The following is a 13,412-nucleotide window of genomic DNA, read 5'->3' on the forward strand; positions in this document are numbered from 1 at the left end:
GCGGGCCTCGCCCGCGGCTATTGGCAGCGTGCGTCGCTGAGCGCGGAGCGCTTCGTCCCCGATCCGTTCGGCGCAGATGGTGCACGGCTGTACCGGACCGGGGACCTGGCGCGCTGGCGCGCCGATGGCGTGCTCGATCATGTCGGCCGCGCCGATCATCAGGTCAAGATCCGCGGCCATCGCATCGAGCTTGGCGAGATCGAGGCGCGGCTGCGCGAGCAGCCCGGGGTGCGCGACAGTGTCGTGGTGGCGCGGGAGCTGGGCGGAAGCCGGCAGTTGGTCGGCTATGTCAGCGGCGAGGATGCACTCGATGGCGCGAGCTTGCGCGCAGCGCTGGTCCCGGTGCTGCCGGACTACATGGTGCCGTCGCGTGTGATGGTGCTGCCGCAGCTGCCGCTGACGCCGAACGGCAAGATCGACCGCAAGGCGCTGCCGCAGCCCGATGCACGGCCGAGTGAGCGAGCGCGCGTCGCGCCGCGCAATCCGACCGAGGCGGCGCTCGCCGCGATCTGGGCCGATCTGCTGCATCAGGACGAGGTCGGCGTCACCGAAAATTTCTTCGAGCTCGGCGGCGATTCCATCATCTCGCTGCAGGTGGTCAGCCGTGCGCGTCGCGCTGGCCTTGTCATCGAGCCGAGAGACGTGTTCCGGCACCAGACCATCGAGCTGCTGGCGCATGTCTCTCGCGCGATGCGGGAGGACAAGCGGACGGCGGTCGTGACTCGCGGTGTATTGGCAGGCCTCACCGATGACGAGCTCGCGCGGCTCGGGCTCGACGAGGACCGCATCGAGGACTTCTATCCGTTGTCGCCGATGCAGCAGGGTATGCTGTTCCACAGCCTGCGCGACGCCGGCAGTGGCGTCTATGTCAACCAGATCAGCGTGGAGATCCGTGGGCTCTCTGTCGAGCGCCTCCGCTCGGCGTGGCAGGAGGTGTCTGCGCGACATCCGATGTTGCGGACGGGCTTTCTGTGGCGCGAACTGTCGGGATCTCCGCTGCAGGCCGTCTACCGGCACACGGTGGTGCCGTTCGAAACTGAAGACTGGCGCGGGCAGGCGGTCGACGAGGCCAGGCTGTCGGCGGCCCTGGCCGGTGAGCGGGATGCGGAGTTCGACCTCGCGAGGCCGCCTTTGCAGCGCGTGCGTCTGCTGCAGGTCGAGGATCAGTGTCACCGCCTGATCTGGACCTATCACCATATCCTGATGGACGGCTGGAGCTCGGCGCGTTTCCTCCGCGAAGTCCTGGACACTTATGCCGGACGGCAGCTCGGGCCCGGCCCGTCGCACTATCGTGACTACATTGCCTGGCTCGTGGCCCAGGATGCCACGAAAGCCGAGCGCTTCTGGCGTGGACAGCTGGCTGAATTTGATGAGCCGACGCAACTGGCTGACGCGTTCGGTGGCCGCCGGCACCAAGTGCACGGGCACCTTCGCTGCTCCACGCGGCTCGATGAGAGCGCGACCACGGCCCTGAAGGCGTTTGCCCGCCGCGAGCGCGTCACGCTGAACACGCTGATCCAGGGCGTCTGGGCGCTGCTGCTGCAGCGCTATACCGGTCAGCAGACCGTCACCTTCGGCGTCACGGTCGCTGGCCGGCCTGCCGATCTCGACGGCGTCGAGCAGATGATCGGCCTCTTCATCAATACGCTGCCGATGATCGAGACCCCGCCGCCGGCCTCCGCCATCGGCGACTGGCTGCGCGCGATGCAGAGCCGCAGCGCCGCGATCCGCAACCATGAGCAGACGCCGCTCTACGACATCCAGAGCTGGGCAGGCCGCGCCGGCGAGCCGATGTTCGACAGCATCATCGTATTCGAGAACTATCCGGTTGACCGTGGCCTGGTCGGAGATGGCTCGCTTCGCTTTGCGGGCCTGCGCAATGTCGATGTGACCAACTATCCGATGGACCTGTCCGTCATGGTCGACGACACGCTCCAGGTCGAGTTCACGTACATGCCCAGCCATTTCACGTCTGAGCAGGCGGAACGGATCCGGGCGCAGTTCGAGCATCTGCTCGCCGCGCTGACGCACGACTCCGCGGTGCTGCTTGGCGCGCTGGATCAGGCCACCAGCCAGGATCTGGCTTACGCGCGCGCCAGCAACGCCCATGCCGTGCCCGCTGCATCGGCTCCGCTCGTGCATGAGGCGATCAGCAGACACGCGCTGATTGATCCTGAGCGTACGGCGCTGACGATCGCCGGCGACAGCCTGTCCTACGGCGCGCTCGAGCGCCGCGCCAATCGCCTGGCGCATCATCTGATCGCGCTCGGCCTCGCGCCGGACCAGCGCGTCGCCGTCGTGGTCGAGCGCACGGAGGCGACGATGCTGGCGCTGCTGGCCGTGCTGAAGGCGGGCGGCGCCTATGTGCCGCTCGATCCGGAGCTGCCGCCCGAGCGGATCGCCTATGTGCTGCGCGACAGTGGGGCTTTGTTCTTGCTGTCCGGAGCGCGCGACGTGGCCGCGCCGAACGACGTGTCGCGCGTCGACCTTGGCGGCTTCGATTTCGAGTCGGGACCGGATCATTCGCCGCAGCCGCGCCTGCATCCGGAGAACGTTGCTTACGTGATCTACACGTCCGGCTCGACCGGACGGCCGAAGGGTGTCGCGGTCGCGCACGGACCCCTGGCCATGCATTGCCGCGCGACCGCTGCGCTCTACCAGATCGACGACCGATCCTGCGAGCTGCACTTCCTGTCGCTCGCCTTCGACGGCGCGCATGAGCGGTGGCTCACGGTGCTGTCGCACGGGGCGCGGCTCGTCATGCGCGATGCGGAGCTGTGGACGCCGGAACAGACGGTCGAGACGGCGCGTGCGCATGGCGTCACGCATCTCGGTCTGCCGCCGGCCTATCTGCAGCAGGTCGCCGATTGGGTCGAGCAGAGCGGCAATCCGCCGCCGGTGCGGCTGTATTCGTTCGGCGGCGAGGCGATGCCGAAGGCGGGCTTCGACAAGGTGAAGCGGACGCTGAAGCCGCAAATCCTGATCAACGGCTACGGACCCACGGAAACGGTCGTGACGCCGCTGGTGTGGAAGGTCGATGGCAGCGCCGATTGCGACAAGGCCTATGCGCCGATCGGCGTTCCCGTCGGCAGCCGCACGGCCTACATTCTCGACGGCCAGCTCAACTTGATTCCAGCCGGCGCAGCAGGAGAGCTTTATATCGGCGGCGCCGGCCTCGCGCGCGGCTATCATGCCAAGCCTGGCCTGACGGCTGAGCGCTTCCTTCCGGATCCATTCTCGTCCGCTCCTGGCGCACGCCTGTATCGCACAGGTGATCTGGCGCGCTGGGACGCCGACGGGGTGATCGAATATCTCGGGCGCGGCGATGACCAGGTCAAGGTCAGCGGCTTCCGTATCGAGCTGGGCGAGATCCAGTCGGCTCTGTCGTCGGAGCAGGCGGTCGCGCAGGCCGCCGTGCTCGCCATGCCCGGCGTCGCAGGCAACCAGCTCATCGCCTATGTGGCGCCGAGGGATGCGCGCAACGCCGTTGGGGCGTCGGCCGAACGACTATCGGCCAGCCTCGTGGCATCGTTGCGCCGGAGCCTGCCCGCCTACATGTTGCCGGCGCGAATCATCGTGCTCGATCATCTGCCGACGCTGTCGAGCGGCAAGGTCGATCGCAAGGCGTTGCCGGCGCCTGATGCCGCGGCGGCCCGCACGTTCATCGCGCCCGAAAGCCCGGCCGAGATCGCCATGGCCCGGCTGTGGGCCGATGTTCTTGGAGTGCCGCAGGTCGGCGTCACCGACAATTTCTTCGAACTCGGCGGAAATTCGATCCTGAGCCTGAAGGTGATCGCACGGCTTCGTCGCGAGCCGATCCTCGGCGGCGATATCAAGCTGCGCGATCTCCTGCAGAAGCCGACGATCCGTGCCTTGCTCGGCGCGCCCGCGAGCCCGCCCGAGCGGCCGTCGGCTCTGCTGCCGTTGAATGCGTCGGTGTCGGGCATAGCGCCCGTCTTCTGCGTCCATGGCGGCTTCGGCACCGTCTTCGACTATGCGCCGTTGGCGCGCCGCGTGGAGGGGCGTCGCCAACTGATCGGGGTGCAATGTCGCACCTTGATCAATCCATCCTTCGCCGACCCGTCGCTGACGGCCATGGCCGCCGGCTACGCCGACGAGATCATGGAGGCCCAGGACAGCGGTCCTTATCATCTGATCGGCTGGTCGCTTGGCGGACTGATCGCATGTCTGGTCGCCGCTGAACTTGAGCGCCGCGGCAAGGAGGTCGCGAGTCTCGGGTTGATCGATAGCTTCGTTCCCGATCCGCAACGTCGCGCGGAGCGACGCGCCGAAAAGTACTGGACCGACGAACTGCTCGGGCTGCTGTCCGTGGCGGCACCCGGTGCGCAAATCGCAACGATCAGGTCGCAGGCCGCGGCGCTCCGTGATGCCGGTGCGCCTGAAACGGACGAGGCGATCAGGCACCTGATCGCGAGCGCGATCGCAACGACGCACCGGCAAGCGCGCGACCGCTTGCTCGGCGTGGATGACATCGTCGCTGCGTTCAGGGTGGGGCGGCATCTGAAGCGACTCGCCTATGAGGCTGACTGGCCTGCGGCTCTGTTCGCCGAACCGGCCTGCTGGTGGACATCCGGGCGGCTGGAGCAGCGCGACGTGCTGGGGGCGCGGCTGACGGCAGCGGTGGATCTGGGCGTGCTCGGTGATGACCACTTCGCGATCCTGGCCAACGACGCCTTCCTTTCGTCCATCTGGTCATGGCTCGAGCCGGTCGGCGCAGCGCAGCCGGTGCAGGCGCCGCAGTCCGAACCGGCAGAATGAGGTGATCATGAGCCTTCATCCCGACATTGCAGCGCTGCTCGACATGATCCAGCTCGGAACAGAATCCGGCGCGCGCATTCCGTTTCCGCAGCTCACACCGGCGCAGGCGCGCGCCGATTTCGACGCGTCGTCGCCGTTGCTGGACGTCGATCCGCCGCCACTCGTGCATGAGAGACAGCTGATGCTTCCGGCGCGCGACGGAACGGCGATCGCCGCCCGGCTCTATGCGGACCGCACGCCCGATTGCGCCGAGCCGCTGCCGGTGCTGCTCTACATGCATGGCGGCGGCTTCGTCGTCGGCAGCCTCGATTCGCACCAGCCGCTGTGCCGCGGACTTGCGATCGACAGCGGCGTGGCCGTGTTGTCGATCGACTATCGGCTCGCGCCCGAGCATCGGTTTCCGACCGCGTTCGAGGATTGCGTCGATGCGCTCGCCTGGCTTGGACGCGAGGGGCCTGCCGCCGGCCTGGACGCGCGGCGCGTCGCCGTCGGCGGCGACAGCGCCGGCGGCACGCTGGCGGCGGCGCTGGCCATCGCGGCGCGCGACGATCGCGCCTTGCCGCAACCTTTGTTCCAGGTGCTGGCCTATCCCGGCCTCAGCCCGCAGCAGAGCTCGGAATCCTATGCGGCGTTTGGGTCGGGCTTTCTGCTCGAGCGCGAGACCGTGGACTGGTTCTTCAATCACTATCTGCGTCAGGAGGCAGACCGGCACGATTGGCGCTTCGCGCCACTGGCCGCGCCCGACCTCGCCGGCGTCGCGCCTGCGATGCTGCTGCTGCCCGAGTTCGATCCCCTGATCGCCGAGGGAAGGGATTATGCCGCGCGGCTGCGCGCGGCCGGCGTCGCCGTCGATCTGAAGATCTATCCCGGCATGATCCACGAATTCCTGCGCATGGGCAACGTCGTGCCGGACGCGCTACAGGCGCGCGCCGAAATCGGCGCCAGGCTCGCCGAAGTCTTTGCTCGGCAAACCGGAGTTGGCCGCTGATGACGACCTCATCCAATCCGGGGATGGTGCATGCCGGCAGCCTGCTGCGGCCGTACTGGAAGCTGGTTCTCTGCGGCCTCGTGCTCGGCCTCATCGGCGGCGCCAGCGTCGCCAGCCTGCTCGCGGTGGTGAACAGCGGGCTCTATGCCGGCTCCGGCGATGTCGGTAGCCTGGTCGCATCGTTTGCCGGCCTCTGCGTCCTGATCGTGATCGGATCGGTCGGCTCGGACATCAGCGCCAATGTTGTCGGCCAGCGCATCATCGCCTCGCTGCGCAAGTCGCTGGCCGCCAAGATCCTGATGGCGCCAATCGATCAGCTGGAGTCCTATCGCGCTCACCGGCTGATTCCCGTCCTGACCAAGGACGTCGATGCGATCAGCGATTTCGCCTTCTATTTCCCGGCCTTCCTGGTCTCCGGCGTCATCGTCGCCGGCTGCCTTGTCTATCTCGCTGTGCTGTCGTGGCCATTGTTCCTGATCGTGGCAGCGTTGATCGCGCTCGGATCGTTTGCGCACTTCCGCGCGCGCCAGCGCGGCCTGTCCGGGTTCAATCTCGCCCGCCGGTACGAGGACGATCTGCAGAAGCATTACCGGACGATCGCCGAGGGCGCCAAGGAGCTGCGTCTGCACCGCCCACGCCGGCATCACGTGCATGTCGATCTGATCCAGCGCACCATCGAGCGGATCAGCGACGTGCAGATCAGCGCCATCAATCTGCTGGTCACCACACGCGCGCTCGGCACCGTGATGCTGTTCCTGGTGATCGGGGCTGCGCTCGTGCTGCGGCCGCTGCTGTGGCCGGACAGTCCGTCGTCCGTATCCAGTGGATTCGTCCTCGTGCTGCTGTTCATGCGCGGACCGATCGATCAGCTCATCGGCATGCTGCCGTCGCTCGGGCGCGCGCAGGTCGCGATGCGGCGTATTGCCGAATTGTCCGAGCGTTTCGCAACCGCCGAGCAGGATCTGCTCGACGAGCCGGCGCAGTCCGCCGGCGAACGGGTCGGCTCGATCGAGCTGCGCGGCGTCTCCTACGCATTCCAGGCGGCTGCCGGAGACAATCCGTTCGTGCTCGGTCCGATCGATCTGCGCATCACCTGCGGCGAGATCATCTTCATCGTCGGCGAGAACGGCAGTGGCAAGACGACGCTGATCAAGCTGCTGCTGGGGCTCTATGTCCCCCATGAGGGAATGGTGCTGCGTGACGGCGTGCCCGTCGTCAGCGATACGCGGGACGACTATCGTCAGCTCTTCACCACTGTGTTCTCCGACTACTATCTGTTCGATACGCTGCTGCAACCCGGCAGCCAGGCGCCGGAAATCGCGCAGCGCTATCTCGATCGGCTGGAGCTCGCCCACAAGGTCTCGGTCGAGAACGGCGCGTTCTCGACGACGGATCTCTCGACCGGCCAGCGCAAGCGCCTCGCGCTGATCAATGCCTGGATCGAGGGCCGCCCGGTGCTGGTGTTCGACGAATGGGCCGCAGACCAGGATCCGGCGTTCCGTCACGTCTTCTATACCGAGCTGCTTGCCGACCTGAAGCGGCTCGGCAAGACGATCATCGTGATCTCGCATGACGACCGCTACTTCCACTGCGCGGACCGCATCGTTCGGCTCCGCGATGGACGGGTCGACGAGGCCGCGGCGTTCGTCAACGTCGCGATTGCAGGACGGGGTGGCGTCACGCCAGCCGTCGAGGGCGTGAGCGAGCCGCTTTGTAACTAATCTAGATCGAGAGCGGGCCATGCCTGCTTGTCTTCGGCGCGACGACAAATTTACATCTTGAACGGGAGCGGCTGGTGGCGAAGCACGTGCAGGTCAAAAGCGGTGAGGGGCGTATGAGCGCGAGCTTCGATGCAGGGAGTGGGGCCTTCCGGGCCGGAACGGATGTCGCGATGTCGGTCGTCCGCGATGATGAAAGTGTTCGCGTGATCGCCGGCGGCGAGTTGTTGCTGTCGTTCCGGTTCGACGGAGATCGGGGCACGGTTGCCATGTCCGGCGATGTGGGAGATCCCCGGCGCTTGGTGAGCGGGCTCTCCGCCGCCGCCGAGGCGCTGTTTGGCTGGCATCCGTCGCTCGACAGACTCGTCCTCGATCTGCGCGGGCGGCCGGCGGCCGCATCGACGTTGGCGCGCGATGGCCTCGCAGTGATCGTCGATGGCGCGCCCGTGCTTCTGCCGGAGATGCTGATGCAGCGGCGCGAGGCCTGGCTGTCGGACGCGGCCCGGCCGGCGTTTCCGCTGTCCTACGTGATGACCGGCGGCAAACGGCATCCGCGGCGGCCACCGAAGCCAGCCGGCCGGGTCTATTCGCGCTTCATTCCGTGGCTGTCGGACGTCGTCAGCTTTCGTGTGGTCGACATCGAACGCGATCTGGCACTGGTTCACCGCTGGCTCAACGATCCACGCGTGGATGCATTCTGGAACGAGGCGGGCGACCTCGACAAGCATCGCCAGTATCTTTCGAAGCTGCTGTCGGATCCGCACATGCTGCCGCTGATCGGCTGCTTCGGCGAGCGTCCCTTCGGCTATTTCGAGCTGTACTGGGCCAAGGAGAACCGCATCGCGCCGTTCTACGACGCCGACGACCACGATCGCGGCTGGCATGTGATCGTCGGTGAGGACGAGTTTCGCGGCCGCGACTTCATCACTGCGTGGTTGCCCTCGCTGATGCACTACATGTTCCTCGACGATCACCGCACCATGCGCATTGTCGGCGAGCCCGCGGCAGCTCACCTCCAGCAGCTGCGCAATCTCGACCGCGCCGGCTTTGCCCGGATCAAGAACTTCGACTTCCCGCACAAGCGAGCAACCCTGGTCATGTTGCTACGTGAACGGTTCTTTGCCGACCGGCTGTGGCAGCCGGCAGCGAAGGACACGCCCCTCGAGACCCAACGCTGACGGAGCATCACCCATGTCGCATCAACTCGCCCCGGACTATGATGTCGTCGGCGTCGGCTTCGGGCCGTCCAACCTGTCATTGGCGATCGCGCTCGAGGATTGTGCCCGACAACGACGGCTGGATTGCCGCGCGCTGTTCGTCGAGCGGCAGCCGAGCTTCAAATGGCATGGCGGCATGCTGCTTCCCGGCAGCAACATGCAGATCTCTTTCCTCAAGGATCTGGTGTCGCTGCGCGATCCGACGAGCCCGTTCACCTTCATCAACTACTTGCACAAATCGGGCCGGTTGCTCGACTTCACCAATTGCAGGACGTTCTATCCCAGCAGGATCGAGTTCAACGACTATCTGCGCTGGGTTGCCGGCCAGTTCGACGCGATGGTCGAATATGGCGAGACGGTCGTTGCGGTCGAGCCGGTGAGCGCCGGCCAGTCCGTCGTCGCGCTCCGCGTAGTCACGCGGACCGGGGACGGGGCCGAGCAATCGCGCATCGCGCGCAACCTCGTGGTCGCGGTCGGCGGCGTGCCGCACGTTCCGGCCGTGTTTCAGTCGGTCGCCGGTGACCGAAGGGTCGTGCATACCAGCGGCTACCTCGATTCATCCGCGATCGCCGAGCTGAGCGGCCGGGCGCCGCGCGTGGCGGTGATCGGCGGCGGCCAGAGCGCGGCCGAGGTCACGCTCGACCTTAGCGAGCGGAATCCGAACGTCCGGATCGATCTCGTGTTCCGCGGGCACGCGCTCAAACCGTCCGACAGCAGCCCGTTCGTGAACGAGATCTTCAATCCCGACTACATCGATCATTTCCATTCGCGCGACGAGAGCCAGCGCGCCGCGATCATTCGCAGCTTCCGCAATACGAACTATGCCGTCGTCGACCCGGACCTGCTCGATCAGCTCTATCGCATGACCTATCAGCAGCGCGTCTGCGGCTCACGGCGGCTCGCACTCCACCCCCGTAGCGAGATCGTCGGCGCGCAGGCCGTCCGCGACGGAATTGCGCTCGAGCTTCTAAACAAGGACGAGGGCATCCGTCATCACGCGACCTATGACGCGATCGTGCTTGCCACCGGCTACGAGCGATCGCCGATCCCGGCCTTTCTCGATCCGATTAGCCGCTACATCGAGACCAGCGCGCTGGAGCGCGACTATCGTCTCCAGACCAGCCCCGGCTTTCGCCCGCAGGTCTATCTGCAGGGCTGCTCGGAAATCTCGCACGGTCTGAGCGACACGCTGTTGTCGGTGCTGCCGATGCGCGCCCACGAAATCACGGCGGCACTGATGTCGAGCACGGGGACGCAACGCGGGGTAGAACAGGAGCCGCATTTGGCCGAGCGTGTCTACTCCTAAGGCAGGTGGTGACCTGGTTCCGGGCCGGCGCGGAGCCCAGGCGATGGCCGTGAGGGAAATCGAGCGTCACGGCCGATGAGCATCGGTGATCGCTGTGAGTGCGCATGTTGCCGGCTGGCATCCTGAGCGGCAAGCAGGCACGGCGGAGGGCAGGACTGTCAAATGGCTGAGCCGCATTTGCCTGAGCGGGTCGTGAATATGTTGGTATCGAGTGACCATGCGCGGCTGGTCGGCCGGACGCTGACCGAGCAGCGCGATTACATCGTCGATATCGCGACATTGCATACGCGCGATGAGCTGCTGCGGCGTTTCGGGGGCAATCGCGTCCTGCTGAGGCAGGTCGAGAAATGGCTCGGCTTTCACGGCCGCCGCCTTCGGCGGCCGGCCGAGAGCATCGACATCGTCATGTGCGGATTGGAGTTTCGCAAGCGGCGCATTCGGCGGTCACGGCCGGTGGCCCGGCGGCGCCCGCTGGATCCGAAGGTCGCTCCTCAGGAGCGAGGCTGACGATCCGGTTCGGGTCTGCCGAGGGCCCTCGGCGAGTGGGATGACGGCCGGGTTCTGGCTTCAGCCATGGCGCACGCAAGCCGCGAAGCGCCGGTTCGCCTTGCCCAGGACTGCCGCAACGGGACGGCCATAGGCAGGGCGCAGGGAGCGCGGCTGACCGGGATTTACAACAGCTCTGGTCGAAGGTCGCCTGCCAGCGCGGCGGGATAGCGAAGGGGACGCAACCAGGATGCGCGCGGCACTGTAGCGTCTGCCGGACGCGCGCGAACGACGTCCATAACCGCTGCCGAGACGCCGACAAAGGCGGCCTCGATGTCGTGTCCGTGCAGCGTCGGCGGGCAAATGCCAAATCCAAAATGGTGCCCCTGGCCGGCTTCAAACAAAACAGCTAAGCGTTTGAGTTAACATCATTTTGCTCTGGGCGTTTGTAGACGATACCAGCAACAGCGCCAGCGTAAAATCCGTGTATTTGGGTTCGAATCCGATCTCGCTGCCCTCCGGCGTCGGCCCGGGTTATTCATTCAAATTTCCGTCATAAATCGCAAGGGCGGTGGCGGCACACAGGCGCCGAAAGGCTCCCCAGCTGGATTGGTCCATGACGGCAGATGCCGGGCCAAGCGTCTGGGGTCGCTCCTGAAGACGATCAGCCAGAGCCCGCTGACCATGTAGACCTTCAGCCGCTACGACGATGAGGACCCTTGGGGACAGAGGCCTTGGGTCAGAGCTGACGCTTGCGGGAGGCATAGGACTAGTACCTCGACACAGAGGTTTTGACTCTTTGCTTTTTCGTCGCTCCAGCTGGGACTTTGGGATAGGCGCGGCCTAGTTTGGCGCGCGCCTGTTCGGGCGTGAACATCCATTTGATTTGTGCTCGCTCAGCGTTCCGACGTTTCTCACATGCGGCGGTCTCTTTGACGAGGCGGGCGTAACTGTCGATGCGCCGGTCGAGGCACTGGCGGACGAGGTCGCCGATCTCGATCTCGACCATGTTGAGCCAGCTGGCATGCTTCGGGGTGTGATGGAACTCCAGACTACGCAGTAGCCGACGCTCCTGGTCGGCCGGGAACGCCTGGTAGAGCGCGCCGGCCGTATGGGTGGACAGATTGTCGAGCACCACGCGAATGCGATCGGCCTTGGGATAGTGCACGTCGTCGAGTTCGCGCATGCACTGGGCGAAGCCGATGGCGGCGCGGTGCTCGGTGACCTTCACCTTGCGCCAGGGACGGTTCACGTCGATGAACACGAACAGATTGGCCGTGCCATTGCGCCGATACTCGTAATCGTAGCGCTCGATCTGTCCAGGCTTTGCCGGGATCGGCGGCCGGGTCTCGCCTATGAGCTGGACCGGGCTCTCTTCAAAGCAGATCACGGGCTGACGCATCTGATGGCTCGGCGTACAGATCAAGCACATCCTCGATGCGCGCGACATACTCCGCATCGATCTTCGGCACGCACCACATGCGCCTGCGCCATGGTTTGAGATCGTTCTCGGCCAGGCGCCGCCGCAGGGTATCGCGCGACAGGCTCTCGTGCGACGTCAACCTGACCATCTCGTCGGCCAGAAGCTCCAGCGTCCAACGCGCTCGACCCGCAGGCGGGCTCGAGGCAGGCGGTAGCCACCAGCAGGGCCTCCTGCTTGTCGGTGAGCTTGCGCTCCGCACCGGCCCGTGGCTCCTCACTCAGGGCGGCAACCAGATTGCCTTCGACGAAACGCCTACGGGTCCGATACACCGTCGAATGGCCGACGCCGACGTGGTGGCAATGTCGTCGTCGCTCATCCCAGCATCGGCTGCCAGGAGGATCTGCGCCCGCTTGAGCTTGCGTAGCTCTTGGCTACCTCCGGCTAGTAAAAGCCCCAGTTCCGCCCGCTCGGCGCAGCTCAGATCGACGTGATAGCGTATGTTCATCCCGGCCTCCGTCCTGGAGGCCGAGCTGAATCGGCCGATCAATCAAATGTACGGCAAAGCAGCGCCCGGCTTCACTCCCAAGCAGGGCCGGTATCTGACGTTCATCGACGCCTACACCCGCCTTAACCGGCGGCCGCCCGCCGAACGCGACATCCAGCACCATTTCGGCGTCACGCCGCCGACAGTGCACCAGATGATACTCACGCTCGAGCGCGCCGAATTCATTAGCACGGGGCGCCTCACGCAGCATCCAAGTCCTCGTCGCACCCGAACACCTGCCGATTCTGCAGGACTCCGATCAATCGGTCAAAACCTCTGTGTCAGGTACTAGTGTCCAGATTCACAAGTTCGCAATCGTGGATTCGCAATAGGTTCGTGTCGCTATGCCAGAGATGGTGGCTGCAGAGCGACGGAGGATCTGCTGTCGGCCCGGCCGCTTGTTCTCCTAATATTGAGCGATGACGAGCGAGCTGAACTAAAGTCGCTAACAATGCGCCGGAAGACCGCGCAGGGGCTGTCTCTGGAGCCCGGATCGTGTTGACCTGCGCGGAAGGCAGTCAAAACACGGAAGTAGCAGTCAAGTTAGGCCTGGAACGGGAAGCGGTGGGCACGTGGCGACGGTGTTTTGTGGAGCAGCGCATGGCTGGTCTGCACGACGAGCCGCGTTCTGGGGCGCCGCGCAGCGTTGACGATACTCGGGTCGAAGCCGTGATCGTGAAGACGCTGGAAAGCTGCCCCGAGAACGCTACTCATTGGAATTCCCGCGGCATGGAAGGCCAGCGGTCTGTCGGTGTCGACAGTACAGCGTATCTGGCGGGCTTCGGGCTCCAGCCGCACCGAATGGAAACGTTCAAGCTCTCGACCGACCCTAACTTCGTTGCCAAGGTACGCGACATTGTCGGCCTTTACGTCTCGCCGCCAGAGCACGCCATCGTTCCGTGTGTGGACAAGAAATCCCAAATCCAGGCGCTGGACCGCAGTGAACGGACG

The 13,412-nt window shown here is 65.5% G+C and carries 10 protein-coding genes and 1 pseudogene; 7 read left to right on the forward strand and 4 right to left on the reverse strand.

Going from position 1 to position 13,412, the window contains the following annotated elements:
- The 6 genes from HL671_RS34340 to HL671_RS34365 form a co-directional block, all read left to right on the forward strand.
- Positions 1-4,779: non-ribosomal peptide synthetase (locus tag HL671_RS34340; RefSeq protein WP_172242796.1), on the forward strand; the 4,779-nt coding region annotated here is incomplete at its 5' end.
- Positions 4,780-4,786: 7 nt separating this feature from the next.
- The gene (locus HL671_RS34345; protein WP_172242799.1) at positions 4,787-5,767 is read left to right on the forward strand and encodes an alpha/beta hydrolase; all 981 of its coding nucleotides are present in this window, start codon (positions 4,787-4,789) and stop codon (positions 5,765-5,767) included.
- Complete coding sequence (locus HL671_RS34350; RefSeq protein ID WP_172242802.1) at positions 5,767-7,488, forward strand: cyclic peptide export ABC transporter; 1,722 nt, start codon at positions 5,767-5,769, stop codon at positions 7,486-7,488. The genes HL671_RS34345 and HL671_RS34350 overlap by 1 nt, the downstream gene beginning before the upstream one ends.
- Positions 7,489-7,562: 74 nt before the next feature.
- Positions 7,563-8,663 (forward strand): GNAT family N-acetyltransferase, encoded by a 1,101-nt coding sequence (locus tag HL671_RS34355; protein ID WP_250173270.1) that lies wholly within the window; start codon positions 7,563-7,565, stop codon positions 8,661-8,663.
- Positions 8,664-8,676: 13 nt separating this feature from the next.
- On the forward strand, positions 8,677-10,008 hold the full coding sequence (locus tag HL671_RS34360) for a lysine N(6)-hydroxylase/L-ornithine N(5)-oxygenase family protein (protein ID WP_172242805.1): 1,332 nt from the start codon (positions 8,677-8,679) through the stop codon (positions 10,006-10,008).
- Positions 10,009-10,170: 162 nt separating this feature from the next.
- Entirely contained in the window at positions 10,171-10,515 is a 345-nt protein-coding gene (locus HL671_RS34365) for a hypothetical protein (protein ID WP_210264219.1), read from the forward strand.
- 748 nt (positions 10,516-11,263) lie between these two features.
- On the opposite strand, the gene HL671_RS39225 is transcribed toward HL671_RS34365, so the two are convergent.
- The 4 genes and pseudogenes from HL671_RS39225 to HL671_RS39240 all read right to left on the reverse strand — a co-directional run bounded on the left by HL671_RS39225 (position 11,264) and on the right by HL671_RS39240 (position 12,422).
- Entirely contained in the window at positions 11,264-11,896 is a 633-nt protein-coding gene (locus HL671_RS39225; RefSeq protein WP_374050088.1) for an IS630 family transposase, read from the reverse strand.
- Positions 11,871-12,056, reverse strand: coding sequence for a hypothetical protein (locus HL671_RS39230; protein ID WP_374050089.1), 186 nt, complete (start codon positions 12,054-12,056; stop codon positions 11,871-11,873). Before HL671_RS39230 ends, HL671_RS39225 begins: the two co-directional genes overlap by 26 nt.
- A gap of 37 nt (positions 12,057-12,093) precedes the next feature.
- Positions 12,094-12,246 (reverse strand): annotated as a pseudogene (locus tag HL671_RS39235) (helix-turn-helix domain-containing protein); the annotation flags it as partial.
- On the reverse strand, positions 12,195-12,422 hold the full coding sequence (locus tag HL671_RS39240; protein WP_374050090.1) for a hypothetical protein: 228 nt from the start codon (positions 12,420-12,422) through the stop codon (positions 12,195-12,197). The pseudogene HL671_RS39235 and the gene HL671_RS39240, both read right to left, overlap by 52 nt.
- On the opposite strand from HL671_RS39240, the gene HL671_RS34375 reads away from it, so the two are divergent.
- Entirely contained in the window at positions 12,415-12,753 is a 339-nt protein-coding gene (locus HL671_RS34375) for a LexA family protein (protein ID WP_307768966.1), read from the forward strand. The genes HL671_RS39240 and HL671_RS34375 overlap by 8 nt on opposite strands.
- Positions 12,754-13,412 lie beyond the last annotated feature (659 nt).

This window comes from Bradyrhizobium denitrificans (genome assembly GCF_013179005.1).
Classification (GTDB): domain Bacteria; phylum Pseudomonadota; class Alphaproteobacteria; order Rhizobiales; family Xanthobacteraceae; genus Bradyrhizobium; species Bradyrhizobium denitrificans.